This window comes from Streptomyces cucumeris, from assembly GCF_024295805.1.
GTDB classification, from domain to species: Bacteria; Actinomycetota; Actinomycetes; order Streptomycetales; family Streptomycetaceae; genus Streptomyces; species Streptomyces cucumeris.
In genome coordinates this window covers 83,505-108,921 of sequence record NZ_JANCLX010000003.1, presented here as the reverse complement: position 1 = coordinate 108,921, position 25,417 = coordinate 83,505, and the positions used below count along the sequence as shown (strand labels likewise).

Genomic DNA, 25,417 nt, shown 5'->3' with positions numbered 1-25,417 from the left:
ATCGATAAGCTGAGCGCATGGCTACGCTGCGTCAGCTCGAGTACTTCATCGCGATCGCGGACGAGGGGTCGTTCACCCGTGCCGCCACCGGCCTGAACATCACCCAGCCCGGACTGTCGCACCAGTTCCAGGCCCTGGAGAAGGAGGTCGGCGGACGACTGGTGGAACGGCTGCCGCGCGGGGTCCGGCTGACCGCCGCCGGGCGGGCCATGCTGCCCCTGGCGCGCGCGGCCATCGCCGACGCCCGGCGCGCGATGACGGCGGCCCGCCGTGCCACCGGCCTCGCCTCCGGCGATCTCCAGCTGGCCACGCTCTACTCGATCAGCTACGGGGTGCTGCCCAAGGTCCTCACCGTATGGCGCTCCCGCCACCCCGACATGCGCATCACCCTCTTCGAGCACCAGCACATGAACGAACTGGCGGAGGCGATGGGCGCGGGCCAGGCGGACGTCGCCATCGGCCCGCCGCCGCCCGCGTGGCAGGGAACCGTCCGCTACCTCGGCACGGAGGAGTTCTTCCTGGTCACCTCGGCCGACGACCCGCTGGTCGAGCGGGTCTCCGGAACCTCGGTGCGCCTCGCGGACCTCGCCGAGCGCGAATGGGTCCACTTCACCCCCACCAGCGGCCTGGCCGATGTGCTCGATCAGGCGTGCACCGCCGCCGGTTTCCGGCCGCGCGTCGCCGTACGCACCCAACAGGCGCCCTTCGCGGCCAACTTCGCCGCCTCCGGGATGGGACTCTCCCTCGTCCCCGGCAACAACGTCCCCGGTGACTTCACGGGCCGGCTCTTCCGCCCGGATCCGCCGATCCGCAGGACGCTCACCGCGTACACCCACAGCAGCCCGGACTCCGTCACCGGTGCCTTCCTCGACCTCGTCGCGGAGGAGTGCGAGCTGATCCCGGCCCATGTCCGCGCGAGCGTCGACGGCACCGCCCCGCCGGAATGACCGGCCGGCGCCGGATGCCGTGGTGTCAGGACGGGGGCGCCGGTCATGCCTCCGAGGCGAATTCGGGGAGCCGGGCGGTTCCGGCACCCGGCCGTGTCTCGGGGACTGTGCGGAACAGCACCACCGCACCGGCCAGGCTCAGTGCGCAGATGGCCACGAGATACCAGGTGACACCGGCCGAGGAGGCGTCCGGGCCGACCAGGGCGGTGGAGATCATCGGGGCCAGTCCGCCCCCGAGGACGGCTCCCGCCTGGAGGATCAGGGACGAGCCGGAGTAGCGGACCCGGGCGGGGAAGGTATCCGCGATGATGGCGCCCTGGACGCAGTGCGTCACCGGGATGATCAGGCCCATTCCGGCGAGGGCGACCAGCGCGAGTGCGTTGTTCCCGGTGTCGAGCAGCGGGAAGAACACCGCGCACCACACCAGGACGGCGGCCGATCCGGCGAGGAACATGGTGCGCCGTCCGTGCCGGTCGGCGACGGCGGTCCACAGCGGGATGGTGGCGAACCACAGCACGGCGGCCCCGCTCACCCCGAGCACCAGGAACTGCTTGTCGTAGCCCGCGTGCTGGGTGCCGTAGGACAGCGTGAACACCATGAAGACATAGGCGACGGCGGAGTTGGCCACCACCGCGAGCAGGGTCAGTGCCAGCCGGACCACACCCACCTGGAGGGCCGCGGCGAGCGGGAAGCGCGCCACCTCACCCCGCTCCCGCACCTGGGCGAAGGAGGGGGACTCCTCGATCCGCAGCCGTATCACCAGCCCGGCCGCCACCAGCACGACGCTGAACAGGAACGGGATCCGCCACGCCCACGCGGTGAACGCGGCGTCCCCCGCGAGGGAGTTGGTCCCGAGGAAGGCGAGGTTGGCGACGACCAGTCCGGCCGGGGTGCCCATCTGCGGGAAGCCCGCGTACAGATTGCGCCGCCCGGCCGGGGCGTGCTCCATCGACATCAGGGTGGCGCCCGCCCCCTCACCGCCGAGCCCGATGCCCTGCACGACACGCAGCACGACGAGGAGGAAGGGGGCCCACAGCCCGATGGTGTCGTAGGTGGGGACCAGACCGATGAGCGTGGAGCCCAGCCCCATCAGGAGCAGCGAGACGACCAGGGTGGCGCGGCGGCCCACCCGGTCGCCGAAGTGTCCGAAGACCAGTCCGCCCAGTGGCCGGGCGATGAACCCGACGGCGAGCGTGGCGAAGGAGGCGAGGGTACCGGCGGTGGGGCTGAGGGAGGGGAAGAACTGCTGGTTGAAGATGAGGGCGGCGGCGGTTCCGTAGAGGAAGAAGTCATACCACTCCAGTGTGGTGCCGACGAGGGTGGCGATCGCCGTTCTGCTCACGCCCCCGGGGGGCCGTGCTGCGGTGCTCATGGGGAGACCTCTCGCTGGTGGCGGCGGGCGATGGGCTGTGTATCGCTGGATCCTCACGGCACCGCACATGACGCACAAATACCGAAGCGGGGCGCCGCCATAGCGGTTTCGCTATAGCGGGCGGCCAGAAGCCGCCGCCCGGTCCGCCCGGCCGGGAAGCGCCACGCCCCGGACCCGCCATGCAAAAACCGGTATAGCGGACCACGAGAAGGTCATTTGTCAGGCATGACCACGGGTTCCAGGGTGGGAGCCATGACGGCACCCACCCCGCGCTGGATCCGCAACTTCGTCGACGGACACCTCGTCGAACCCGACGAACGCCACGGCTTCGACGCCATCGACCCGGCCACCGGACATGTCCACGCCCGTGTCCACGAGGCCGGTGCCCCTCTGGTGGACCGCGCCGTGACGGCCGCCCGGCGTGCGCTGCCCGGCTGGTCGGCCACTCCGGTGCGGGAGCGCACCGAGGTGCTGCGGCGGGCGGCCGCCCTGATCGAGGAGCGCCGCGAGGAGTTCACCGCGGCCGAGGTCGCGGACACCGGCAAACCCGTCACCCAGGCCCGCGAGCTGGACATGGCCCGCGCCGTCACCAACTTCCGCACCTTCGCGGACCTGGTGGCCGCGGCCGGTCAGGAGTCATCTCTGACCGATCTGCCGGACGGTGGCCGGGCCCTCAACTACGCGGTGCGCAAACCCCTCGGCGTGGTCGCGGTCATCGTCCCGTGGAATCTGCCGCTGCTGCTGCTCACCTGGAAGGTGGCCCCGGCCCTGGCCTGCGGCAACACCGTGGTGGTCAAACCGAGCGAGGAGACGCCGGGCACCGCGGCGCTGCTCGGCGGGGTACTGGCCGAAGCGGGTCTGCCTGCCGGCGCGTACAACGTGGTGCACGGTTTCGGGCCCGGTTCGGCCGGTGAACACCTCACCACCCACCCCGGGATCGACGGCGTCACCTTCACCGGCTCCTCGGCGACCGGCGCCCAGGTCATGCGGACCGTGGCGCCCCGGGTACGGCCGGTCTCCTTCGAACTCGGCGGCAAGAACGCGGCGCTGGTCTTCGCCGACGCCGACCTCGAGGAGACCCTCGACGGGCTGACCCGCTCGGTGTTCTCCAACACCGGGCAGGTCTGCCTCTGCACCGAGCGGGTCTACATCCAGCGGGAGGTGTTCGCCGACATCGCCGACGGACTGGTGGAACGGGCCCGCGCGCTGCGGCTGGGCCGCCCCGCCGACGCGGCGACCACCACCGGACCGCTGATCTCCACGGCCCACCGGGAGAAGGTGCGCGGCTACGCGGAACTGGCCGAACGGGCGGGCGCGACGGTCCTCACCGGCGGTGGCGTTCCCACACTGGGCGACGGCCTGGACGGCGGCTCCTGGTTCGAGCCCACGCTCTGGACGGGTCTTGACCACACCGCCCGGCCGGTGCGCGAGGAGATCTTCGGCCCGGTGGCCGCACTGCTCCCGTTCGACACCGAGGAGGAGGCCGTGGCACTCGCCAATGACACCGAATACGGACTGGCCGCCTCGGTCTGGACACGGGACCTGCGACGCGGCCACCGGGTGGCCCAGGCGATGGACGTCGGCACGGCCTGGGTCAACACCTGGTTCCTGCGCGACCTGCGCGCGCCCTTCGGTGGGACGGGCCTGTCCGGCCTCGGCCGCGAGGGCGGCGACGCCTCGCTCCACTTCTACACCGAGCCCACCAATGTATGCGTCCGGCTGTGATGCCCCGGCGCGTGTCCGCGCCCGGACCCGGCCTGGACCGACGGACCAGCCGCCGCCCCGACGGGCGGGCGGCGAGGAGGAGTGATCGTGGACGCAACAGAGACGACGGCGGCGCTGGCCGACCGGCTGGACACCGCGCGGACCACCCGGACCGCCGTCCCCAGTCTCACCGACACCCACCGGCTGGACGTCGACGGCGCGTACGCCGTCCAACGGGCCCTGGTCGCCCGGCGGCGGGCCCGCGGTGAACGGCTCACCGGGGTCAAACTGGGCTTCACCAGCGAGGCCAAGATGGCGCAGATGGGCGTCAGCGAGGTCATCGTCGGACGGCTCACCGACGCCATGCGGGTGACCGACGACGGGGACCTCGCGCTCGGGGGGCTGATCCACCCCAAGGTCGAACCGGAGATCGCCTACCGGCTCGGCCGCGATGTGGACCCCGGGGACCCGACGGACTTCCTCCTGGCGGCCGTCGACGCGGTGGCTCCCGCGCTGGAGGTCATCGACTCCCGCTACCGTGACTTCCGCTTCACCTACGAGGACGTCATCGCCGACAACACCTCCGCCGCCGCCTACGTCCTGGGCCCCTGGAGCCCGCCGCGGGACCTGCGCGACCTGAAGGTCGTACTGACCAGCGGCATCCAGGAGACCACCGGTTCCACCTCGGCGATCCTCGGCGACCCCGCCCGGGCGCTGCGCGCGCTGCGGGACATCTGCCACCGCCGGGTGATCCCGCTGCGGGCCGGGGACGTGGTCCTCGCCGGAGCGGCCACCGCCGCGGTGCCGCTCACCGCCGGGACCACCCGTGCCGAGGTCGAGGGCCTCGGCGCCGTCACCGTGCGGGGGGTGTGATGGACAGGGCACGCGTCGTCCCCGGGAAGGCCACGCCCCGGGGCCGGTTCCCGCATCTGCGCCGGGCCGGGGAGTTCGTCTATGTCTCCGGCACCAGCTCACGGCGGCCGGACAACACCTTCGCCGGGGTCCGCGCCGATGAGACGGGCACCACCGACCTCGACATCCGGGCGCAGACCGCCGCGGTCATCGAGAACATTCGCGACATCCTCGCCGATGTGGGCGCCGGCCTCTCCGATCTGGTGCAGGTGACCAGCTACCTGGTCTCCATGAACGACTTCGGCGGCTACAACGAGGTGTACGGCCGGTACTTCGACGAAAGTGGTCCCACCCGGACCACCGTCGCCGTGCACCAGCTTCCCCACCCCCATCTGCTCATCGAGATCCAGGCCGTGGCCCATGTGCCGTCCGCCGCCGCCCCGGCCTCCGACACCCCCTCCGACACTTCCTCCGCGAAGGAGTCCCCATGACCCGCATCCCCGAAGTGATCGACTTCCAGGGCTGGATCACCGACCACGCCCATCTGCTCACACCCCCGGTGAACAACCGGACGATGGCGCTCGGCGATGACTTCATCGTGCAGGTCGTCGGCGGCCCCAATCAGCGCACCGACTTCCATATCGACCCGTACGAGGAGTGGTTCTACCAGGTCAAGGGGGATATGCATGTCAACCTGATGACTGAGGACGGTCCGCGCACTGTGCACATCCCCCAGGGCTCGTGCTGGCTGCTCCCGGGCAATGTCCCGCACTCCCCGCAGCGCCCCGACCCGGACTCGGTGGGGCTGGTCATCGAACGGGTCAGGGAAGAGGGCACCCTGGAGAAGTTCCGCTGGTACTGCGTCGCCTGCCATGCACCGGTGCACGAGGTGGAACTCCAGGTCCGGGACATCGTGGCCGATCTGCCGCCGGTCTTCGAGGCGTTCTACCGCGACGAGCGGGCCCGCACCTGCCCCGCCTGCGGCGCCCCGCACCCCGGGAAGGGCTGAGCGGTGGCGGACCTGATCGACGTCCACACCCACTATGTGCCGCACGGCTGGCCGGACCTGTCGGGGGTGGGCGGGCCGGAGGCCCCGTGGCTGCGGATCGAGTCAGAGGCGGAGGCCATGATCATGATGGGCTCGAAGGAGTTCCGCCGGATCGGGGCGGACTGCTGGGACGCCGAGGTCCGGCTGCGCGACATGGACGCCGACGGGGTGGCCACCCAGGTGGTGTCGCCCACCCCGGCGTTCTTCTCCTACGGGCGCGACGGAGCCGAGGCCGCGAAGATCGCCCGGATCTTCAACGACCTGGCGCTGGAGATCGTCGCCCCTGCACCCCAACGGCTGCTGCCGTTCTGTCAGGTGCCCCTCCAGGACCCGGACGCCGCCTGCCGGGAGCTGGAGCGCTGTGTCGCGGCCGGACACCGGGGCGTCGAGATCGGCAACCACGTCGGTGACCGGGACCTGGACAGCGCGGGGGTGGTTACCTTCCTCCAGCACTGCGCCGCACTGGACGTACCGGTCTTCGTGCACCCGTGGGACATGGACAACTCGCCCCGCCTTGACCGGTGGATGGCGCGCTGGCTGACCGCGATGCCCGCCGAGACCCATCTGTCGATCCTGGCCATGGTGCTGGGCGGGGTCTTCGACCGGGTGGACGAGCGGCTGCGGATCTGCTTCGCGCACGGCGGCGGCTCGTTCGCCTTCTGGCTGGGCCGGATGGAGAACGCCTGGTACGGGCGGAACGACGTGATCGGCACCTCACTGCACCCGCCCTCGCACTACCTGGACCGCTTCTACGTCGACTCGGTGGTCTTCGACGACCGGGCGCTGCGGCTGCTGGTGGACACGGTCGGCGAGGACCGGGTGATGATCGGCAGCGACTACCCCTACCCGCTGGGCGAGCGCCCGGTGGGCGCGGTGGTCGGCAAGAGCGGTTTCCTCGGCGAGCGGGCCCGGCGCAAGATCGAGCGCGGTAACGCCCGGCGCTATCTGGGGCTCTGACGTCCCCCCGGCCCGCCGTGCCCCGCCTCGTCCGGCCCGGCTGTCTCCGCGTCCGCACCGGCTGCCTCCCCGTCCTGCGGATGTCCGCCGCCGGACATCCCGGCGGCGGCCTCCTCCAGGCTCCGGACCATCGCCCGCGCCGAGGGGCTCAGCGTACGGGTGGCCGAGGTGGTCACCCCCACGCTGTGCCCGACGGCCTCCAGCGGGACCGGGAGCTGCGCCAGTCTGCCGTCATCACGGACCAGGAGCGCGGGCAGTGCGGCCACCACATCCGTCTCCAGCAGGAGTTGACGCACCGTCAGGAAGGAGGTGGTCTCCACCCGGTTCTCCGGCAGACCGAGTCCGTGCCGGGCGAACAGCCCTTCCACCTCCCCGCGCAGCGCGGTCTGCGGTCCGGGCAGGATCCACGGATAGGCCACCAGATCGGCGAACCGGATCCCGGAGGTGCCGACCAGCGGATGGCCCGCCCGCACCGTCAGTTCGATCGACTCCTCGTAGAGCGGCCGGCGCAGCAGCCCTTCCCCGGAGGGCGCGGTCAGCCGGCCCACCACCAGGTCGATCCGGCCCGCCTCCAGCCCCAGCAGCAGCTCCTCGGGGGTGGACTCGCGCACGATCACGGTCAGATGGGGGTGGTCATGCTTCAGGGCGGCGATCGCGCGCGGCAGCAGGATGTTGGACCCGGCCAGATGGGTGCCGACCACCACCGTCCCGCGGTCCGCCTCGGCCAGCTCCACCACATGCCGCCCGGCCTGGACGAGTTGCGCCAGCACCGCCCGCGCGTGCTGGGTGAACGCCTCGCCGAAGACCGTGGGTGTCACCCCGCGGGGGCCGCGCTCGTACAGCTCCACCCCGAGGATGTCCTCCACCTCGTGCAGGCTGCGGGTGGCGGCGGGCTGGGTCACATGGAGTTCGGCGGCGGCGCTGACGACCGTGCCCTGCCGCGAGAGGGCGTCCACCAGCAGCAGGTGGCGCACCTTGAGCCGGCCGTCGAACAGGCGGGGCATCTCCACGCCACGACAGTAACCGACTCCCCGGCCGGACGGCTCCGGTCAGCCGCCGGGGCCGCCGCGCAGGACCCGGGAGAGGCCCAGCGCGGCCGTCCGGACGGCGGGGGCGAGCCGGGCGGCGCTGAACCGCTCCCGGGGCACGGCCACCGAGAGCGCGGCCACCACCGTGCCCCGGGCGAACACCGGCGCGGCGATACAGCTCACCCCGGGCGCGGCTTCCTCCTCCTCGTAGGCGAGCCCGGCGACCTGCGCCTTCTCCAGGGCCGTGCGCAGCAGCGCCGGATCGGTGATCGAGCGGGGCGTGAGGCTCCGCAGCGGGTGGGCGAGCACCTCGTCGGCCAACTCCGGCCCGGAGAAGGCGAGCAGCGCCTTACCCACCCCGGTGCAGCTCAGCGGCAGGCTGCCACCGATGCGGGAGGGCAGCCGCAGTGCGTCATGGCCGTGTACGCGCTCCACGTACACCACGTCCAGGCCCTCGCGGACGCCGAGGTGGACCGTCTCCCGGGTGGCCTCGAAGAGGTCCTGGAGGAACGGCAGCGCCGCCTCCCGCAGATCCCGGCGCCGGGGCACCCGCGCGCCCAGCTCGAAGAGCTTCGCCCCGAGCCGGTACCGGTGCCCGGTGCGCTCCAGCCACCCCAGCCGGACCAGATCGGCGGCGAGCCGGTGCGCGGTCGGCTTCGGCAGTCCGGTCCGCTCACAGAGTTCCGACAGGCGGTACGACTCCCGCTCCGGAGCGAAGCAGTCCAGGATCAGTCCTGCTTTGTCCAGCATGTTCCCGGCGGCGTTGTTCCGTGTCACGGAACGAACTTTGCCGCGGCGGCCGGGCCCTGTCTATACCGGAACCTCCTCGCCCGGACTCGCGCCCCCCATCGTCCCGGTGTGCACACCACTCCACCGCCGTCCCCTCCCGGAGGCCGTCCCATGCCCGCACCCCCCGTCCGCACCACCTCCGAGGCCGTCAACGAGGCGGCCGACGCCCTCGACCGGGCCGCCCGCACCCTGGTGCCCTGCCCCCCGGTGCGCACCCTCTTCGACGAGGGTGACCTCGCCTCCGCCTACGCCGTGCAGCGGCTCACCGTCCGCCGCGCGCTGGCCGAGGGGCGCCGGACCACCGGCCGCAAGATCGGGCTGACCTCCCCGGCCGTACAGCGCCAGCTCGGCGTGGACCAGCCCGACTTCGGCACCCTCTTCGCCGACATGGCGGTCCCCGGCGGTGTGGTCCCGGCCGGACTGCTGCTCCAGCCCAAGGTGGAGGCCGAGGTCGCGCTGGTCCTCGGACGGGATCTGCCCCAGCACCTGTGCACCCCGCGGGACGTACTGCGCGCGGTGGCGTACGCGCTCCCCGCCCTGGAGATCGTCGACAGCAGGGTGGCGGACTGGGACATCTCCATCGTCGACACCATCGCCGACAACGCCTCCTGCGGCCTCTACGTCCTCGGGGACCGTCCCGTCCCGCTCGGCAGCCTCGACCTGAGCACGGTCACCATGACCCTGGAACGCTCCGGGGCCACCGTCTCCGAAGGGACCGGCGCCGACTGCCTGGGCAGCCCGCTCGCCGCCGCGGCCTGGCTGGCCTCCGCCCTGGCGCAGCGGGGCGACCCGCTGCGCGCCGGGGAGACGCTGCTGACCGGGGCGCTCGGCCCGATGGTCCCCGCCGCCCCCGGCGACACTTTCGAAGCCCGTATATCCCACCTCGGCTCCGTACGGGTCGAGTTCGCCCCCGAAGGGAGCGGACGATGAGCCGGGACACCCCCGCCCCCACCAAGGTCGCCGTCATCGGCTCCGGCAACATCGGCACCGATCTGATGATCAAGGTGCTACGGCTTTCGGAGAGCCTGGAGATCGCCGCCATGGCGGGCATCGACCCCGGCTCCGACGGCCTCGCCCGCGCCCGCCGGCTGGGCGTCGCCACCACCCACGGCGGCGTCGAAGGGCTCGTGGCCATGGACGAGTTCACCGATGTGGGGATCGTCTTCGACGCCACCTCGGCCGGTGCCCACCACCGCCACGACCAGGTGCTCCGCCCCCTGGGCCGGACCCTGGTCGACCTCACCCCCGCCGCGCTCGGCCCCTTCGTGGTCCCCCCGGTCAACGGCACCGACCACCTCGACGCCCCCAACGTCAACATGGTCACCTGCGGCGGCCAGGCCACCATCCCGGTGGTCGCCGCCATCGGGGCCGTCACCCCGGTGCACTACGGCGAGATCGTCGCCTCCATCGCCTCCCGCTCCGCCGGGCCCGGCACCCGCGCCAACATCGACGAGTTCACCGAGACCACCGCGCGCGCCGTCGAACGGGTCGGCGGCGCCGCCCGGGGCAAGGCGATCATCATCCTCAACCCGGCCGAACCCCCGCTCATCATGCGGGACACCGTGCACTGCCTGGTCTCCGCGTGCGCCACCGAGGACATCACCGCCTCCGTCGAGGAGATGGCCGACCGCGTGCGGACCTACGTCCCCGGCTACCGGCTCAAACAGCGGGTGCAGTTCGAACCGGTGGCCCCCGACGACCCGCTGCGCGGGCTGCTCCCGCCCGGCGCCACCGGACCCGCCCTGCGCGTCTCGGTCTTCCTCGAAGTCGAGGGCGCCGCGCACTACCTCCCGGCCTACGCCGGCAACCTCGACATCATGACCTCGGCCGCGCTGCGCACCGCCGAACGCCTCGCCGCCCACCGCACCGCTCAGGGGGAGCCCCGATGACCACCTCCGGCACCGTCCCGTCCGGTCCGCTCCTCGTCCAGGACGTCACCCTGCGGGACGGGATGCACGCCGTCCGGCACCGGTACACCGTCGGCCAAGCCCGCGCCATCGCGGCGGCGCTCGACGCGGCCGGGGTCGGCGCCATCGAGATCGCCCACGGCGACGGGCTCTCCGGCTCCAGCGTCAACTACGGCATCGGCGCCCATACGGACTGGGAGTGGATCGAGGCGGTGACCGACAGCGCCCGGCACGCCGTCCCCACCACGCTGCTGCTCCCCGGTATCGGGACCGTCGCGGACCTGCGCCGCGCCCACGCCCTCGGCATCCGCTCGGTCCGCGTCGCCACCCACTGCACCGAGGCCGATATCTCCGCCCAGCACATCGGCGCCGCCCGTGAGCTGGGCATGGACGTCGCCGGGTTCCTGATGATGTCCCATATGGCCGAACCCGCCGAACTCGCCCGCCAGGCGAAGCTGATGGAGTCCTACGGCGCCCGGTGCGTCTATGTCACGGACTCCGGCGGCCGGCTCACCATGGACGGGGTCCGTGACCGCCTCCGCGCGTACCGCGACATCCTCGACCCGGCCACCGAACTGGGCATCCACGCCCACCACAACCTCACCCTGGGCGTCGCCAACTCCGTCGTCGCCGTGGAGAACGGCGCCGTCCGCGTCGACGCGTCCCTCGCGGGCCAGGGCGCCGGTGCGGGCAACTGCCCCCTGGAGGCGTTCATCGCCGTCGCCGACCTGATGGGCTGGGAGCACGGCTGCGATCTCTTCCCGCTGATGGACGCCGCCGACGATCTGGTCCGCCCGCTCCAGGACCGTGAGGTGCGGGTCGACCGCGAAACCCTCAGCCTCGGCTACGCCGGGGTCTACTCCAGCTTCCTCCGGCACGCCGAGGCCGCCGCTGTCCGCCACGGCCTCGACACCCGCTCCCTCCTCGTCGAGGTGGGCCGCCGGGCCATGGTCGGCGGCCAGGAGGACATGATCACCGATATCGCCCTGGATCTGGTGGCGGGCCGAGCGGAAATCGAACGGCGTCACCTTTGAGATCGGCCTTTCACTCGAAGGGGGATTCCCCGCCGGGTGGATTCATCTGATCGCCCGCCGATATTCTCAATCCGCTTCGGGAGAACCGTTCAGCACGGACCGTCGGCACAGGAGGACCACATGGGCGCGCTGCTGGATCAGAAATACGAGAAGCTCTTCTCCTTACTGGACGCCAACGGCGACGGTGTGATCGCCGAAGACGACTTCACGCTGATGGCCGGCCGGGTCCGCGCCTCCTTCAGCGAGGAGCGCGCGGCGAAGGGGGAGACCTACGCCGACGAGATGATGAACTACTGGCGGGCCCTGCGCGACACGGCCGACGCCGACGGCGACGGCCGGATCGACAGGGATGAGTTCCGCCAGGCCCTGCACCAGGTGAGCGATCGGTTCGACACCCTGATCGGCCCGCTCTACCAGGCGGGATTCCACCTCGCCGACCGGGACGACGACGGTCGGGTCGGCCGTGAGGACTTCATCGCGGTCCTGGTCGCCATCGGTGTCCCGGCGGATGAGGCCGGGGCGACCTTCGACCGGCTGGCCGAGCGGGACGGGGAGCTGACGAAGGACCAGTTGATGACCGCCGCCACCCTGTACTACCGCGACGAGAATCCGGACAACGCCGCGAGTCATCTCTTCTTCGGCGCACTGTGAGGTAATTCCGCGGTGAATCTCCTCGCGGTGGGGGAAACGGGCGCCCCGGTCGACGGCGCTGCCGTCCCGGCGGACCGGGTAACGGTGGCGCAGTTGACCGAGACGCTTTTCGACGGGCGTTTCGGCGATCTGCACGGACCCTGGGCGGAATTCTTCTGCCGGGGCGTCTTCCGGTACCGCGACGGATTGTCGCCCGCGGAGCGCTCCGAACTCGCCTATGAGCGTCTGCGGGTCATCAACGAGGGCATCGACGGCGTCGAGGACATGGTCGCCTCGACGGACCGACTGGTGTCACTGCACGAGTGGCTGGGGGTGGTCGACGGCACCCTGACCACCCTCGCCACCATCCACTACAACCTCTTCCTGGGCAGCCTCCTCCGGCTCGATCCCCACCGCACGGTGGACCGTGAACCGTTCGTCCGGCTGCGGCGGTACGGCACCGTTCTGATCACCGAGCTCGGATACGGCAACAACGCCGCGGAACTGGAGACCACGGCGACCCACCAGCCGGACACCGGCACCTTCGTCCTGCACACCCCTTCATCCGGGGCCCAGAAGTTCATGCCCAACACCGGCCCCGCCGGGGGGAGCAAGAGCGGTCTGGTCGCGGCCCGGCTGATCGTCCGGGGCCAGGACTGCGGTGTGTTCCTCTTCCTCGTACCGCTGCGCGACGAACACGGCCCGCTGCCCGGCATCCGGGTGCGCCTGCTGTCCGAGACACCCGGATCGGCGGTCGACCACGCCATCACCTCGTTCGACCGGGTGGTGCTGCCGCGCACCGCGCTGCTGGCGGGCGACCACGGGGACCTGACCGCCGAGGGGGCCTTCCGCAGCACCATCGGCAGCCGGCGCCGCCGGTTCCTGAGGTCCATCGAACGCGTCACCACGGGCAAGCTCTGTCTGAGCGCCGCGGCGCTGGGCGGTGCCCGCGCGAGCCTCACCGTGGCCGTCCGGTACGCCCATCGGCGGCATACCTTCGCCCCGGCGAGCAGATCCGCCGTCCCGGTCTTCGCCTACCGCTGCCACCAGACCAGACTGCTCGGCGCGGTGGCCCGCGCCTACGCCGCGACGTTCCTGCTGCGCGAGGCCATCCGCGCGACCGGTGCCGAGGCCGGACCGCCCGGGGAGGAGGTCCTCGTCGCGGCGGCGAAGGGCTGGATCACCTGGCAGGCCAGGGACATCGTCACCGAGTGCCGGGAACGTTGCGGTGCTCAGGGGCTGCTGTCGGCCAACCGCATCGTCGACCTGATCACGCCCATCGAGAGCACCATCACGGCCGAAGGGGACAATCTGGTCATCTGGACCAAGGCCGCCGCCGACATGCTGACCGGCCGCGGCTACGCCCCGCCCGCGGCACCCGCCGCGCGGAGCGGTCCGCTGACCGACCGCGCCCTTCTGCTCGACCTGCTCGTCCGTCATGAGCTGCACTGTCTCCATCACGCCCGCGGTCGGCTCAACCTGCCCAGCACCGATCCGATGGACCGCTGGAACCATGTGGTGAACCCGGCCCTGGCCCTCGTCGACGCGTATGCCACCCGGCGGGCCGCCCAGGCGTTCCTGGCCGCCGCCGACAGCATCGCCGACGACGCCACGCGGCAGGTGCTCGAGCGGCTCTTCCGGCTGTTCGTCCTGCAGCGCCTTGCCCCGCACACGGGTCAGCTCTTGGCGGACGGACACCTCACCACCGAAGCGGTCCGTGATCTGGCCCCCGCCGTCGACCGTCTCGGCGCCGCGCTGGCCCCCCACGCGCTCGCCCTCGTGGCGGCGTTCGCCGTGCCGGACGCGCTCCTCCAGGCGCCCATCGCGACCGAGGACTACACCGCCGCCTACGACGACCCGGCGGGCCCCTGGCAGTCGGGGCCGGCCGGCTGAGCCGGACCGGAACCGGCCGTCCGCACCCCGGTCCGCCGTCCGCCGTCCGTCATCCGCCGTCCGCCGACGTGAGGAGGGGCACCGGCCATGAGCGACGCGTTCACCCGGGAGCCGCGGTGGGATCCCCGGCTCTTCCCGCCCGCCGCCCGGGCGCCGCGGGCCGTGCAGACGGTCCGGATGCTCCGGGACCCCCAGGGCTATCCGCGCGCCCTGCGGCGGCGGTTCGGCCCGGTGTTCTCGCTCCGCGCGTACCCCTACCGCGGGGCCCTGGTGTGCGCGGCAGACGCCGCCGCCAACCGGGCGGTGCTGACCGACCACGAGCGCTTCACCGGCGGCGATGCCGCCGCCCTGCTGGCGCCCGCGGTCGGTGCCGGATCGCTGATCTGCACCCCGCCACCGGTGCACCTGGACCACCGCAAGCTCCTGCTGCCCCCGTTCCACGGGGCGCGGATCACCCGCTGGACGGGGCGGGTGCGGGACCTCGTGCACACCGGACTGCCCGGCCTGCTGACCGGCGACGGCGTACCCGTACGGCCGTGGGCGCAGCGGCTGACGCTCGATGTCATCCTCAGGGTCGTCTTCGGTCTGACGGACCCGGCCCGGGTCGCCGCCTTCCGGCACGCGCTGAACGCGTTCGTCGGCACGGCCAACCTCGCCGTGCTGTTCCTGCCCGAACCGCTGCGGCGCGATCTCGGGCCGCTCTCGCCGGGCGGCGGCTTCCACCGCCGCCGCGCGGCCGTACGGGACCTGACGCGTGCGGAGATCGCCGCCCGCCGGGCCGCGCCCGACCGGGCCGACCGCGACGACGTACTGTCCCTGCTGCTCGACGCGCGTGACGAGCACGGGGCCGGACTGGACGACGGCCGGCTCCTCGACGAGCTGACCGGCCTCGTGCTGGCCGGGTACGAGACCACGGCGACCACGATCGCCTGGACGCTGCATCTGCTCGCCCACCACCCCGCCGCCCGCGACGACCTCATCGACGATCTCGACGCGGGTTCGGACCGTCTGCTCAAGGCGGTGATCAAGGAGTCCGGCCGACTGCGTCCCGCCGTCTACAACGCCATGCGCACCGCGGCGCAGGACACGGAGCTCGGTGGCCACCCGGTGCCGCGGCACGCGTTCGTCGCGGCACTGTTCCCGGTCACCCAGCTCGACCCCGAGCTGTGGCCCGCACCGGACGTCTTCCGGCCCGGGCGACATCTGGGCACGGACCAGACGCCGTACGCGCTGACCCCGTTCGGCGGTGGTGTGCGGCGCTGCATCGGGGTGTCGCTGGCCCAGCTCGAGATCGAGACCGTCCTCCGGGAGCTCCTCGCGTTGGCCGTCCCCGAACCGGCCGGTGCCCTGGAACCGGCACGGCTGGTGTCGGTGACGCTCATCCCCGCCCGGGGCGGACGGATCCGGCTCCGTGAGCGGCGGTAGTACCGGTCCGGCCGGGAGATCAGTGGGGGATCGGCAGGGGTTCGCCGGGGGTTCGGCGCCCCGGCGGCCGCGCCGAGGTCGGTTCAGATGAACGAACGGAGACCGTAGGATCGCAGGAACATCAACATGCCTCCACGTAAGCCCACTTCTTGTCGTATATTGAGCAAATGAGCTCACGTGACCTGGAGCCTCGCCCGCCTGTCACACTGGTCGGCAAGATAGACAATGTGCTGGCGATACTCCTCATCATCGGTATGACCTACGGGCTGTTCTGGCTGATCACCAGCCTCGCCTCGTCGTATATCGGGCTGTTCACCTGACGCATCCGGGCACGCCCGGCACCGCCTCCTGAGTGCTGCCGGGAAGAGCCGGGGGTCCATCTGGCCCCCGCCGCCGATGTCGTCCACCCCTGTCGAGCGCTCGCCTTCTCCTGCGGGCGGCTCCAGCCGTGTTTCCGCCCCACCGCCTGGGCGCTGATTCCGCTACTCACCCGGGGTGACCAGGGCGAACGTATGAATCATACGTCATGTGTGATGCGTGTCATCATTCGAATCATCCACCCTGTGTGATACAAAGAAATCACACGCACTGGATGATTAATGCTCCGTGCGGCCCCTCACCCCCAAGGAGTGCCCCATGTCCACCGCGATCACCTTCTCCGCGTACGGCGGACCCGATGTCCTCACTCCCTCGCGGGTCGCCACCCCCGAACCGGGCCCGGGTCAGGTCCGCGTCCGCGTACAGGCCGCCTCCGTCAACCCGATCGATGTGCGCATCCGTGCCGGGCTGATGCGGGGGATCTTCCCGGTCGAGTTCCCGATGGTCCCGGGCTGGGACGTGGCCGGGGTCGTCGACGCGGTGGGGGAGGGCGCTTCCGCCGCGGTCGGCGACGAGGTCTTCGGGGTCGCCGCCACCGGTGGCTACAGCGAGTACGCCCTGCTCGACCGGCCCTTCCCCCGGCCCGAGGGGCTGTCCGCGGAGACCGCGGCCGCGATGATCACGGTCGGCGAGGCCGCCTACCGGGCGCTTGAGCACCTCGGTGCGGAGCCGGGGCGGACCCTGCTGATCCACGGCGCGGGCGGCAGCGTCGGAACCGTCGCGGTGCAGCTTGCCACCGCCCGCGGAATCATGGTAATCGGCACCACCGCCGAGCGGGACGCCGCACGCGTCAACGGGCTCGGGGCCACCGCCGTGCGGTACGGCGAGGGCTGGGCGGAGCGCGTCGGGGCCGTCGCGCCGGACGGTGTGGACTTCGTCCTCGACGCCTCCGGCGCGGGTGTCCTCGCCGATTCCGTCGCGCTGGCCGGTGACCCCAGCAGGGTCATCACCATCGCCGACCCGTCCGCCGCCGAGCACGGGGTGCGGTTCACCGGTACGGACCCGGCCGACCGCTTCCCCGGTGCCCTGCCCGAGCTGGCCGCGCTGATCGCCGCGGGCAGGCTCGACATCCCCGTCTGGCGGACCTACCCGCTCGCCGAGGCCGCCCGCGCGCACGCCGACATCGAAGCCCGCCGCAACCAGGGGAAGATCCTCCTCCTTCCCTGACCCCTCCTTCTCCGATCTCCCCGATCCCCACCGACCCCACCGCCCCGTGCGGAGAACCACCGATAGGAACGTGACATGAAGGCCGCTCAGATCACCGGTTACGGCACCCCCGATGTCCTCCGGATCCACGATGTCGACCGCCCTGCCCCCGGCGCCGGAGAGGTCCTGGTGTCGGTCGAGGCGTCCAGCGTGAACGGACTCGACACCATCGTCCGCGCCGGAGGGATGCGGATCGTCACCGGACGCCGGTTCCCCATCGGTGTGGGACTGGACTTCGCCGGAGTCGTCGCCGCGACGGGCACCGGGGTCCAGCAGTACCGGGCGGGGGACCGGGTGTGGGGCACCGTGCACCCGCTCAAGCGGCACACCACCGCTGGGGCCGCCCAGTACGTCCTGGTCCCCGCGGACCGCCTCGGCCCCGCGCCGGACGGCCTCGAATCGGTGGCGGCCGCTTCCCTGGTGGTCGCGGGAACGACGGCGCTGACCGCGCTGCGGGACACACTGCGGCTCACCGGTGGCGAACGCCTCCTGGTGCGCGGCGCCGCCGGAGGAGTCGGTACGGCCGCCGTGCAGCTCGCCCGCGCGATGGGCGGGCATGTCACCGCGCTGGCCCGGGACCGTCACGCCGGGGTGCTGCGCGAGCTGGGAGCCGACGAGGTCTTCGACTACGGCGTCACCACAGCGGAGCGGATCGGGCCGTTCGACGCCATCCTGGACACGGTCGGCTCGGAGTTGAGCGCGTACCGCCGTCGGCTGACCCGCACGGGCAGGATGGCCACCATCGCCCTGTCGGCCTCCTCCATGGCCGCGATCTGCGCGTCGAGCGTGCACGGCGCCCGCCGCGTACGCATGTTGAGCTCCAATCCCGGCACCGCCGTGCTGCGCGACCTGGCCGCGTATGTGACCTCGGGGGAACTGCGGCCCGTGGTCGACAGCGTGTACCCGCTGGCGGACATCGCCGCGGCGCACCGGGCGTTCGAGCGCGGCGGTGTGGTCGGCAAGCAGGTGGTGGCGGTGTCCGGGACGTAACCGGACCGGGGCGCGCGGCCGGTGGCGGAGGCGCTCGCCGACGACGGCGCGTCAGTGGTGCTCGCCCTGTCGGCCCAGGGTCTCCACGGGGGTCGCCCCGGGGCGGGTCCACTGCGGTACGGGGCGGCTGGTCGGCCCCCAGGTCGCCACACCGTCGGCGTCCGAGCGCCAGTACCAGCAGGCCTGGCGGCCCTCGGCGGGATACCCCTCGCGGACATCGCCGATCACGGGCCGGCCCTCGGGGGTGTCCTCCCATGCCTCGCCGCGGCCGTAGGGCGTCATGTCGAGCAGACCGAGCGATCCGTTGACCGGCTCGTTGCCGCGGCCCGTCGTGGAGTAGGTGAGGAACACACGGTCGCCGTCGCGCAGGAAGCAGATGAGGTGCCCCATCTGCCCGCCGATGGGCGCGTCCACGCCCCGCACCGAGTACCAGGGCTGGGTGTACCCCATGAACGCGACGTAGGAGGCCACCTCGTCCCACCGGCCCGTGGTCAGGACGGCGAACGAGACACCGCGGGCGTTGAGGTAGGCGGCGTCCTTCATATGCCAGGCCGTGGTGGTGCAGCCCTCGCACTGGCCCTGGTGCGGTGCGCCGTCGTACCACATGTGCTGGTAGACCACGAGCTCGTCGCGGCCCTGGAACAGGTCGAGGAACGGGACCGGTCCGTCGGCTCCGACGACCTCCACCGTGCCGTCGAGCTCGACCATCGGCAGCCGCCGCCGGGCCGCGGCGATGGCGTCGCCCTCACGGGTGTGCGCCTTCTCGCGGACCAGCAGCTCCTCGCGCGCCGCCTGCCAGGTGGCCAGGTCGACGACGGGCGGCTTGCCGGGGAGATCGCCGCTCGCGGTGCCGGGCGTGGTCGTCATGGTGTCCTCCGTGGAGTCTCGTACCGGGGGCGTCCGTGCGTGGTCCTGCGACGCCCACCAGTACAGACCCGCGGCCCGGTCGGAACTCATCGCACCACGCCGGGCCGCGCGGTCACCTCGCTTCCAAGAACAGTAGCCATGGACATAGTAGCCATGTACTCTATTTTCCATGAGCAAGGGTTCCCCGGGTCCCACGCCCGGTTTTCTCGTATGGCGGCTCGCCAACAAGTGGCGTGTCGCGGTCGATCGCGCGGTGGCCCCACTGGGTCTGACCCATGCGCAGTACTCACTGGTGGCGTCGCTGTACGGCATGCAGCGCACCGGCGAGCGGCCCAGTCAGCGTCGGCTCGCCGACCACACCGGTCTGGAGGCGCTGTACGTCTCGAAGCTGGCGCGCGCCCTGGAGTCGTCCGGGCTGATCGAGCGCACCCGTGATCCCCGTGATCCGCGCGCCGTACAGCTCGCGCTCACCGAACAGGGCCGGACCGTCACGCGGCAGGCCATCGGGGTGGTCCACGAACTGCTCCAGCAGTTGCTGGAGCCACTCGGCGGCCTCGACGCCGAGCGGACCCACGCGTTCACCGACGAGCTGACGACCCTGCTCGACGCACCTCTCGAGCCATCCGTACCGCACCACGAGAGCACTCAGGGGAGAACACCATGACCACACCCGCGGCCTCCACCGCCACCACCACCGCACCCATCGCCGACGCCCGCGCCCTCGGCCTCGCCCACTACGCCGCCCGCGGTGTCCTGGAGTGGGTCCTGGCCCGGTACGGCACCACGTTCCAGCAGCAGGTCGCCCTGCGCGCCGCCGTCACCGCCGACACCCCGCCGACGCCGGAGCAGCTCATCGCCCAGGTCCAAGGCTTCCTCAAGGCCGATCCGGCCGATATCCGCGCCACGCTCGACGAGTTGCTGGCCCGGGATCTGCTCGTCGCGGACGGTGCGCACCTCCGTCCCACGGAGGCGGGGCGCGAGCTCATCGCCACCCTCGGTGCGGCGACCGCGCCCCTCTCCGCCCGTATCTGGGGCGGCATACCCGCCGAGGACCTGGCCGCCGCCGGCCGTGTCCTCGCCCTGGTCACCGCGCGCGCCGACGCGGAGCTCGCGGCGCTGACCGACTGAGCCGCGTACCACTCCGAGCGGTGGTCCGGTCCGTAGGATCCCCGGATGACGATCACCGGTTACCTCCTGCACGCGCCGCGCGTGGCCATACGGCATGTCCGTCGTACGGATCATGAAGAGCTCACCGCGCTGACCCGGGTCAGCGCGGAGATGCTCCATCGCTGGCTGGGGGCGCGCGAGAACACGGTGGAGGCGTTCGAGAGTTACCTGGAGCGATTCGAGCGGCCCACCCATGAGGGCTTCGTGATCTGCCTGCGCGACACCGGCGCCATCGTCGGCGGTGCCAACATCAACAACATCGTCCGCGGTGCCCTCCAGGGCGGGACGCTCGGTTACACGGCCTACGCCCCGACCACCGGCCGCGGCTATATGACCGAGGGGCTCCGTCTCGTCATCCGGTACGCCTTCGGTGAGCTCGGACTGCACCGGCTGGAGGCGAACATCCAGCCGGACAACAACCCCTCGCTGAACCTCGTCCGGCGCCTGGGCTTCCGGCGGGAGGGCTGCTCGCCCGGCTTCCAGCTCATCAACGGCGTGTGGCGGGACCACGAGCGCTGGGCCCTCACCACCGAGATGGCGGACGCCGCCGCCTCCCTGCGGTAATACGCTCAATGATACTGTGGTGCCGTATTCCGTATCACCCGGATAGGGGGAGACGTTGCCCGCTGACCGCGCGCTGCCCAGTCCCGAGGCCGTCCGCCTCGTCGGCCACCTCCGTGAACTGGCCCAGGAGGCACTCGTACCGCGTGCCGCCCGGGCCGAGGCCGAGGGGGACTTCCCCCGCGACGTCTTCCGGATCCTGGGCCGCACCGGCCTGCTGGGGCTTCCCTATCCGCGGGAGTACGGGGGCGGGGGACAGGACTACGAGGTGTATCTGCAGGCCCTCGAGGAGGTCGCCACCGCGTGGGCCAGTGTGGGCGTCGGGGTCTCGGTGCATGTGATGTCGTGCTTCGCGCTCGCCACCTACGGCACCGAGGAGCAGCGCCGGACCTGGCTGCCCGACATGCTCGGCGGTGAACTGCTCGGCGCGTACTGCCTGTCCGAGCCCGAGGCGGGATCCGATCCGGCGGCGATGCGCACCCGGGCCGTCCTGGACGGCGATCACTATGTGCTCCATGGCGTGAAGGCATGGGCCACCCACGGCGGACACGCGGACTTCTACACGGTGATGGCGCGCACCTCCGACCACCGGTCGCGCGGCATCTCGTGCTTCCTCGTCCCGGCCGACACCCCCGGCCTGTTCGCCGACCCTCCCGAGCGCAAGATGGGGCTCACCGGCTCGGCCACCGCGACCATGCGGTTCGAGGGGGTGCGCGTTCCCGTGGACCGGCTGATCGGCCAGGAGGGCCAGGGACTCCAGATCGCCCTCGCGGCTCTCGACTGCGGACGTATGGGCATCGCCGCGGTGGCCACCGGTCTTGCGCAGGCGGCCCTGGACGACGCCGTCCGCTACGCCCGTGAGCACCAGTTCCTCGGCGAGCTCCTCATCGAGCAGCAGGGCCCGGCGTTCGCCCTGGCCGACATGGCGGCCTCGGTCGCCGCGGCACGGGCCACCACCCTCACCGCCGCCCGCCTGAAGGACCAGGGGCTGGGCTTCGGCCGGGAGGCGTCCATCGCCAAGATGGTCGCCACCGACAACGCCATGAACGTCACCGGCGCGGCGGTGCAACTGCTGGGCGACGAGGGCTACTCGCGCCGCTTCGCCGTCGAGCGCTATATGCGCGAGGCCAAGGTCATGCAGATCTTCGAGGGCACCAACCAGATCCAGCGCCTGGTGATAAGCCGGGCGCTGAAGAAGACCGACGGGGGAGTCCTGACGGCCCTGACCGGCCCCTCCGACCGGCATGAGGAGCATTGATGCACATCGGCCGCACCGCCGCGATCGTCACCGGCGGGGCCTCCGGGCTCGGTGCCGCGACGGTGGAAGCGCTGGCCGCACGCGGTGTGACGGTCTTCGCCCTCGACCTCCCGGACAGCCTCGGGAACGCACCGGCGCGTGAGGGGGTCCACCACATCCCCACCGATGTCACCGACCCCGCCCAGGTGCGGGCCGCCGTGGCCACTGCCGCCTCGTCGGGCGTCCCGCTGCGCACCGTCGTCAACTGCGCCGGAATCGCCCCCTCGATGAGGGTGCTCGGCAAACGCGGCCCGCACGACCTGGAGCTGTTCGCGAAGGTGGTCCAGGTCAATCTGGTCGGCACCTTCCACGTCCTCACGCTCGCCTCGCAGGCCATCGCGGAGACGGCGGCCGATGAGCAGGGTCAGCGCGGTGTCATCGTCAACACCGCGTCCATCGCGGCGTACGAGGGCCAGATCGGCCAGGCCGCCTATGCCTCCTCCAAGGGAGGTGTGGTGGGCCTGACCCTGCCCGCCGCGCGTGACCTCGCCCAGTACGGCATCCGCGTGTGCGCCATCGCGCCGGGCATCGTGGAGACCCCCATGCTCGCCACCGTGTCCGAGGAGTTCCGCACCCAGCTCGCCGCGGGCGTGCCGTTTCCCCGTCGGCTGGCCAGGCCGGACGAATACGCCCAGCTCGTGCTCTCCATCGTCGACCACGACTACCTGAACGGCGAGACCATCCGCATGGACGGGGCTCTCCGGATGTCCCCCCGCTGACCACCTCCGGGGGCCGCCGTGCCGCGGGCCTTCAGGAGGCGACGGCGTGCACGATCAGGGACGCCAGTTCGGCGTAGGCGTCCGCGTCGCCCAGTCCGGTGCGCGCGGTGACCTCACCCCGCTGGATCGCCTCCATGGTGGCGGCGGCGACCTCACCGACGAACGCCGCGTGGACGTCGCGGAAGGCGCCCGCGGCGACCCCCTCGGTGATCAGTTGCCGGATGCGTTCCGCGGCGTGCCGGGTGTTGGCCTCGTACACCTCACGGGTGGTGTCGAAGTCGGCCATGTCATCGAGGAACTGCCGGGACAGCGGGCGGAGCTGCTCCGCGACGGCGGTGAGGTACACCAGCACCCGGTCGGCCGGTGCGGAGGTGTCGGCCACCCGCTTCTCGACCGCGGCGGTCGCGTTCTTGAAATAGTGCTTGACCGCTTCCCGCACCAGCCCCTGTTTGCTGCTGGCGAGCTGGTAGAGCGTGGTCTTCGAGCAGCGCAGCCGTTCCGCCAGCCCGTCGAGGGTGAACGAGGCGAACCCCTCCGCCACGATGAGCGCCACCAGCCGCTCCAGGAGATCGGTCTGGCGGGCGGTGCGACGGGTCGGTGGCATGAGCACAGAGTAGCGACTGGGCGGGGGAGCGGCCGTCCGGCGGACACCGGCTCCAAGCCGATGGCCGGAGCCCCGGCAAGGACGGGGCTCCGGCCATCGGGCGTGTTCTGTGTGGGGTCAGCCCTTGCGGGTCTTGACCTCTTCGGTGAGCTGGGGGACGACCTCGAAGAGGTCGCCGACGACGCCGTAGTCGACGAGGTCGAAGATCGGGGCTTCGGCGTCCTTGTTGACCGCGACGATGGTCTTGGAGGTCTGCATACCCGCGCGGTGCTGGATCGCGCCGGAGATACCCGCGGCGATGTACAGCTGCGGGGAGACCGACTTACCCGTCTGGCCGACCTGGTTGGTGTGCGGGTACCAGCCCGCGTCCACCGCGGCCCGCGAGGCGCCCACCGCAGCACCCAGGGAATCCGCCAGCGCCTCCACCACGGGGAAGTTCTCCGCACCGCCCACACCACGGCCACCGGAGACCACGATCGCGGCCTCGGTCAGCTCCGGACGCCCGGTGGACTCCCGCGGCGTCCGCGAGGTCACCTTCGTACCCTTGGCCTGCTCGGAGAAGGACACCTCCAGCGGCTCCACGGTGCCCGCGGCCGCGGCCGCCTCCGGAGCGGCGGAGTTGGGCTTGACCGTGATGACCGGCGTGCCCTTGGAGACGCGGGACTTGGTGGTGAACGCGGCGGCGAACACCGACTGCGTGGCCACCGGACCCTCATCGCCCGGCTCCAGGTCGACGGCGTCGGTGATGATGCCCGAGCCGATACGGACCGCGAGCCTGGCCGCGATCTCCTTGCCCTCCGCGGAGGAGGGGAACAGCACGGCGGCCGGGGACACCGCCTGGAACGCGGCCTGGACCGCGTCCACCTTCGGCACGACCAGGTAGTCGGCGAACTCCGGCGCATCGGCGGTCAGCACCCGCACCGCACCGTACTCGGCCAGCGTGGCGGCGGTCTCCTGGGCACCGGCACCCACCGCGACGGCGACCGGCTCACCGATCCGGCGGGCCAGGGTCAGCAGCTCCAGGGTGGGCTTGCGGACGGCACCGTCCACGTGGTCGACATAGACGAGGACTTCAGCCATGGGACTTCTTCTCTCCTGCGATGCGAGGCGGCAAAGGGGCGGCAGTGGACAGCGCGGCTCAGATGAACTTCTGACCCGCCAGGAACTCGGCGAGCTGCTTACCGCCCTCGCCCTCGTCCTTCACGATCGTGCCCGCGGTACGGGCCGGGCGCTCATCGGCGCCGTCGACCTTCGTCCAGGCACCCTCCAGACCCACCTCCCCGGCCTCGATGTCCAGGTCGGACAGGTCCCAGGAGGTCACCGGCTTCTTCTTCGCCGCCATGATGCCCTTGAACGACGGGTAACGCGCCTCACCCGACTGGTCGGTCACCGACACCACCGCCGGAAGCGACGCCTGAAGCTGCTCGGTCGCGGTGTCACCATCCCGGCGCCCGGTCACGGTGCCGTCCTCGACCGACACCTCCGACAGCAGCGTCACCTGCGGCACACCCAGCCGCTCGGCCAGCAGCGCCGGAAGCACACCCATCGTGCCGTCCGTGGAAGCCATACCGCAGACGACCAGGTCATACCCGGCCTTCTCCACCGCCTTGGCCAGCACCAGCGACGTGCCCAGCACATCGGTGCCATGCAGATCGTCGTCCTCGACATGCACAGCCTTGTCGGCACCCATCGACAACGCCTTGCGCAACGCGTCCTTGGCATCCTCCGGACCCACGGTCAACACCGTGATCTCCGCGTCATCCGCCTCATCCGCGATCTGCAACGCCTGCTCGACCGCATACTCATCCAGCTCCGAGAGCAGACCGTCCACATCGTCACGGTCGACAGTCAGGTCCTCGGCGAAATGCCGATCACCGGTGGCGTCGGGCACGTACTTCACACAGACAACGATCCTCAAGCTCACGCCGGCTCTCCTCGCTCAGAGTGTCGTAAGGATGCCAACGTATGGCACTCAGTTCCCTCTGTAAAGGTACGTAGTGCCAAAGTGGTCCGCGCGATGCTACGTTCCCGGCATGAGCGAG

26 protein-coding genes are annotated in these 25,417 nt (G+C 71.7%); 19 read left to right on the top strand and 7 right to left on the bottom strand.

Translation table 11 applies throughout. The features are described 5' to 3' along the window. Positions 1-17: 17 nt before the first annotated feature. On the top strand, positions 18-947 hold the full coding sequence (locus NMK44_RS05795; RefSeq protein ID WP_254738957.1) for a LysR family transcriptional regulator: 930 nt from the start codon (positions 18-20) through the stop codon (positions 945-947). A gap of 43 nt (positions 948-990) precedes the next feature. Here NMK44_RS05795 and NMK44_RS05790 read toward each other — a convergent pair whose 3' ends face one another. After that, the gene (locus tag NMK44_RS05790) at positions 991-2,319 is read right to left on the bottom strand and encodes an MFS transporter (RefSeq protein ID WP_302887835.1); all 1,329 of its coding nucleotides are present in this window, start codon (positions 2,317-2,319) and stop codon (positions 991-993) included. Between the two features lie 252 nt (positions 2,320-2,571). Here NMK44_RS05790 and NMK44_RS05785 point away from each other — a divergent pair, with 252 nt between their 5' ends. The 5 genes from NMK44_RS05785 (at position 2,572) to NMK44_RS05765 (ending at position 6,880) form a co-directional block, all read left to right on the top strand. Beyond that, positions 2,572-4,044, top strand: coding sequence for a 2-hydroxymuconic semialdehyde dehydrogenase (locus NMK44_RS05785; protein ID WP_254738955.1), 1,473 nt, complete (start codon positions 2,572-2,574; stop codon positions 4,042-4,044). Positions 4,045-4,131: 87 nt separating this feature from the next. Beyond that, positions 4,132-4,896: a 2-keto-4-pentenoate hydratase gene (locus NMK44_RS05780; protein WP_374215237.1), complete on the top strand. Its 765-nt coding sequence runs from the start codon at positions 4,132-4,134 to the stop codon at positions 4,894-4,896. Next, a complete protein-coding gene (locus NMK44_RS05775; protein ID WP_254738953.1) occupies positions 4,896-5,366 on the top strand; it encodes a RidA family protein in 471 nt (156 codons plus the stop codon). The genes NMK44_RS05780 and NMK44_RS05775 overlap by 1 nt, the downstream gene beginning before the upstream one ends. After that, entirely contained in the window at positions 5,363-5,884 is a 522-nt protein-coding gene (locus tag NMK44_RS05770) for a 3-hydroxyanthranilate 3,4-dioxygenase (RefSeq protein ID WP_254738951.1), read from the top strand. Before NMK44_RS05775 ends, NMK44_RS05770 begins: the two co-directional genes overlap by 4 nt. A 3-nt stretch (positions 5,885-5,887) precedes the next feature. After that, complete coding sequence (locus tag NMK44_RS05765) at positions 5,888-6,880, top strand: amidohydrolase family protein (RefSeq protein ID WP_254738949.1); 993 nt, start codon at positions 5,888-5,890, stop codon at positions 6,878-6,880. On the opposite strand, the gene NMK44_RS05760 is transcribed toward NMK44_RS05765, so the two are convergent. Both NMK44_RS05760 and NMK44_RS05755 read right to left on the bottom strand, forming a co-directional pair. After that, positions 6,865-7,890: a LysR substrate-binding domain-containing protein gene (locus tag NMK44_RS05760; protein ID WP_254738947.1), complete on the bottom strand. Its 1,026-nt coding sequence runs from the start codon at positions 7,888-7,890 to the stop codon at positions 6,865-6,867. The genes NMK44_RS05765 and NMK44_RS05760 overlap by 16 nt on opposite strands. Positions 7,891-7,929: 39 nt before the next feature. Next, positions 7,930-8,658, bottom strand: coding sequence for an IclR family transcriptional regulator (locus tag NMK44_RS05755; protein ID WP_254739447.1), 729 nt, complete (start codon positions 8,656-8,658; stop codon positions 7,930-7,932). 150 nt (positions 8,659-8,808) lie between these two features. On the opposite strand from NMK44_RS05755, the gene NMK44_RS05750 reads away from it, so the two are divergent. From NMK44_RS05750 to NMK44_RS05715, 8 genes are all read left to right on the top strand, one after another. Beyond that, complete coding sequence (locus NMK44_RS05750; protein ID WP_254738945.1) at positions 8,809-9,627, top strand: 2-keto-4-pentenoate hydratase; 819 nt, start codon at positions 8,809-8,811, stop codon at positions 9,625-9,627. Continuing rightward, the gene (locus NMK44_RS05745; protein WP_254738943.1) at positions 9,624-10,586 is read left to right on the top strand and encodes an acetaldehyde dehydrogenase (acetylating); all 963 of its coding nucleotides are present in this window, start codon (positions 9,624-9,626) and stop codon (positions 10,584-10,586) included. The genes NMK44_RS05750 and NMK44_RS05745 overlap by 4 nt, the downstream gene beginning before the upstream one ends. Continuing rightward, positions 10,583-11,638: a 4-hydroxy-2-oxovalerate aldolase gene (dmpG, locus tag NMK44_RS05740; RefSeq protein ID WP_254738941.1), complete on the top strand. Its 1,056-nt coding sequence runs from the start codon at positions 10,583-10,585 to the stop codon at positions 11,636-11,638. Before NMK44_RS05745 ends, dmpG begins: the two co-directional genes overlap by 4 nt. Positions 11,639-11,758: 120 nt before the next feature. Then, positions 11,759-12,289: an EF-hand domain-containing protein gene (locus tag NMK44_RS05735; protein WP_254738939.1), complete on the top strand. Its 531-nt coding sequence runs from the start codon at positions 11,759-11,761 to the stop codon at positions 12,287-12,289. Positions 12,290-12,373: 84 nt separating this feature from the next. Then, entirely contained in the window at positions 12,374-14,161 is a 1,788-nt protein-coding gene (locus NMK44_RS05730; protein WP_254739445.1) for an acyl-CoA dehydrogenase family protein, read from the top strand. An 87-nt stretch (positions 14,162-14,248) separates the two neighbouring features. Beyond that, positions 14,249-15,586 (top strand): cytochrome P450, encoded by a 1,338-nt coding sequence (locus NMK44_RS05725; protein ID WP_254738937.1) that lies wholly within the window; start codon positions 14,249-14,251, stop codon positions 15,584-15,586. A gap of 636 nt (positions 15,587-16,222) precedes the next feature. Then, entirely contained in the window at positions 16,223-17,131 is a 909-nt protein-coding gene (locus tag NMK44_RS05720) for an NADP-dependent oxidoreductase (protein ID WP_254738935.1), read from the top strand. Between the two features lie 75 nt (positions 17,132-17,206). Beyond that, positions 17,207-18,160: an NAD(P)-dependent alcohol dehydrogenase gene (locus NMK44_RS05715; RefSeq protein WP_254738933.1), complete on the top strand. Its 954-nt coding sequence runs from the start codon at positions 17,207-17,209 to the stop codon at positions 18,158-18,160. A gap of 51 nt (positions 18,161-18,211) precedes the next feature. On the opposite strand, the gene NMK44_RS05710 is transcribed toward NMK44_RS05715, so the two are convergent. Continuing rightward, positions 18,212-19,027: a DUF899 domain-containing protein gene (locus NMK44_RS05710; protein WP_254738931.1), complete on the bottom strand. Its 816-nt coding sequence runs from the start codon at positions 19,025-19,027 to the stop codon at positions 18,212-18,214. A gap of 169 nt (positions 19,028-19,196) precedes the next feature. Between NMK44_RS05710 and NMK44_RS05705 the strand changes: the two genes are divergently transcribed. Genes NMK44_RS05705 through NMK44_RS05685 form a run of 5 tightly spaced genes read left to right on the top strand, consistent with a single transcriptional unit; the run spans position 19,197 to position 22,771 of the window. After that, complete coding sequence (locus NMK44_RS05705) at positions 19,197-19,691, top strand: MarR family winged helix-turn-helix transcriptional regulator (protein WP_254738929.1); 495 nt, start codon at positions 19,197-19,199, stop codon at positions 19,689-19,691. Then, a complete protein-coding gene (locus tag NMK44_RS05700; RefSeq protein WP_254738927.1) occupies positions 19,688-20,155 on the top strand; it encodes a winged helix DNA-binding protein in 468 nt (155 codons plus the stop codon). The genes NMK44_RS05705 and NMK44_RS05700 overlap by 4 nt, the downstream gene beginning before the upstream one ends. A 45-nt stretch (positions 20,156-20,200) precedes the next feature. Continuing rightward, positions 20,201-20,758: a GNAT family N-acetyltransferase gene (locus tag NMK44_RS05695; protein WP_254738925.1), complete on the top strand. Its 558-nt coding sequence runs from the start codon at positions 20,201-20,203 to the stop codon at positions 20,756-20,758. 55 nt (positions 20,759-20,813) lie between these two features. Beyond that, positions 20,814-22,013, top strand: coding sequence for an acyl-CoA dehydrogenase family protein (locus NMK44_RS05690; RefSeq protein WP_254738923.1), 1,200 nt, complete (start codon positions 20,814-20,816; stop codon positions 22,011-22,013). Continuing rightward, positions 22,013-22,771, top strand: a complete 759-nt coding sequence (locus NMK44_RS05685; RefSeq protein ID WP_254738921.1) for an SDR family NAD(P)-dependent oxidoreductase — start codon at positions 22,013-22,015, stop codon at positions 22,769-22,771. The genes NMK44_RS05690 and NMK44_RS05685 overlap by 1 nt, the downstream gene beginning before the upstream one ends. Positions 22,772-22,802: 31 nt before the next feature. Here NMK44_RS05685 and NMK44_RS05680 read toward each other — a convergent pair whose 3' ends face one another. The 3 genes from NMK44_RS05680 to NMK44_RS05670 all read right to left on the bottom strand — a co-directional run bounded on the left by NMK44_RS05680 (position 22,803) and on the right by NMK44_RS05670 (position 25,299). After that, positions 22,803-23,375, bottom strand: a complete 573-nt coding sequence (locus tag NMK44_RS05680) for a TetR/AcrR family transcriptional regulator (protein ID WP_254738919.1) — start codon at positions 23,373-23,375, stop codon at positions 22,803-22,805. 117 nt (positions 23,376-23,492) lie between these two features. Further along, positions 23,493-24,455 (bottom strand): electron transfer flavoprotein subunit alpha/FixB family protein, encoded by a 963-nt coding sequence (locus tag NMK44_RS05675; RefSeq protein ID WP_254738917.1) that lies wholly within the window; start codon positions 24,453-24,455, stop codon positions 23,493-23,495. Positions 24,456-24,513: 58 nt separating this feature from the next. Continuing rightward, on the bottom strand, positions 24,514-25,299 hold the full coding sequence (locus tag NMK44_RS05670) for an electron transfer flavoprotein subunit beta/FixA family protein (RefSeq protein WP_254738915.1): 786 nt from the start codon (positions 25,297-25,299) through the stop codon (positions 24,514-24,516). Positions 25,300-25,417: the final 118 nt, after the last annotated feature.

Bases quoted from the DNA above. Each gene is read 5' to 3' on its own strand.
- NMK44_RS05795 (WP_254738957.1), top strand. From the start codon at position 18: ATGGCTACGCTGCGTCAGCTCGAGTACTTCATCGCGATCGCGGACGAG.
- NMK44_RS05700 (WP_254738927.1), top strand. From the start codon at position 19,688: ATGACCACACCCGCGGCCTCCACCGCCACCACCACCGCACCCATCGCC.
- NMK44_RS05785 (WP_254738955.1), top strand. From the start codon at position 2,572: ATGACGGCACCCACCCCGCGCTGGATCCGCAACTTCGTCGACGGACAC.
- NMK44_RS05685 (WP_254738921.1), top strand. From the start codon at position 22,013: ATGCACATCGGCCGCACCGCCGCGATCGTCACCGGCGGGGCCTCCGGG.
- NMK44_RS05725 (WP_254738937.1), top strand. From the start codon at position 14,249: ATGAGCGACGCGTTCACCCGGGAGCCGCGGTGGGATCCCCGGCTCTTC.
- NMK44_RS05715 (WP_254738933.1), top strand. From the start codon at position 17,207: ATGAAGGCCGCTCAGATCACCGGTTACGGCACCCCCGATGTCCTCCGG.
- NMK44_RS05710 (WP_254738931.1), bottom strand. From the start codon at position 19,027: ATGACGACCACGCCCGGCACCGCGAGCGGCGATCTCCCCGGCAAGCCG.
- NMK44_RS05770 (WP_254738951.1), top strand. From the start codon at position 5,363: ATGACCCGCATCCCCGAAGTGATCGACTTCCAGGGCTGGATCACCGAC.
- NMK44_RS05775 (WP_254738953.1), top strand. From the start codon at position 4,896: ATGGACAGGGCACGCGTCGTCCCCGGGAAGGCCACGCCCCGGGGCCGG.
- NMK44_RS05735 (WP_254738939.1), top strand. From the start codon at position 11,759: ATGGGCGCGCTGCTGGATCAGAAATACGAGAAGCTCTTCTCCTTACTG.
- NMK44_RS05695 (WP_254738925.1), top strand. From the start codon at position 20,201: ATGACGATCACCGGTTACCTCCTGCACGCGCCGCGCGTGGCCATACGG.
- NMK44_RS05750 (WP_254738945.1), top strand. From the start codon at position 8,809: ATGCCCGCACCCCCCGTCCGCACCACCTCCGAGGCCGTCAACGAGGCG.
- NMK44_RS05755 (WP_254739447.1), bottom strand. From the start codon at position 8,658: ATGCTGGACAAAGCAGGACTGATCCTGGACTGCTTCGCTCCGGAGCGG.
- NMK44_RS05720 (WP_254738935.1), top strand. From the start codon at position 16,223: ATGTCCACCGCGATCACCTTCTCCGCGTACGGCGGACCCGATGTCCTC.
- NMK44_RS05705 (WP_254738929.1), top strand. From the start codon at position 19,197: ATGAGCAAGGGTTCCCCGGGTCCCACGCCCGGTTTTCTCGTATGGCGG.
- NMK44_RS05790 (WP_302887835.1), bottom strand. From the start codon at position 2,319: ATGAGCACCGCAGCACGGCCCCCCGGGGGCGTGAGCAGAACGGCGATC.
- dmpG (WP_254738941.1), top strand. From the start codon at position 10,583: ATGACCACCTCCGGCACCGTCCCGTCCGGTCCGCTCCTCGTCCAGGAC.
- NMK44_RS05675 (WP_254738917.1), bottom strand. From the start codon at position 24,455: ATGGCTGAAGTCCTCGTCTATGTCGACCACGTGGACGGTGCCGTCCGC.
- NMK44_RS05680 (WP_254738919.1), bottom strand. From the start codon at position 23,375: ATGCCACCGACCCGTCGCACCGCCCGCCAGACCGATCTCCTGGAGCGG.
- NMK44_RS05745 (WP_254738943.1), top strand. From the start codon at position 9,624: ATGAGCCGGGACACCCCCGCCCCCACCAAGGTCGCCGTCATCGGCTCC.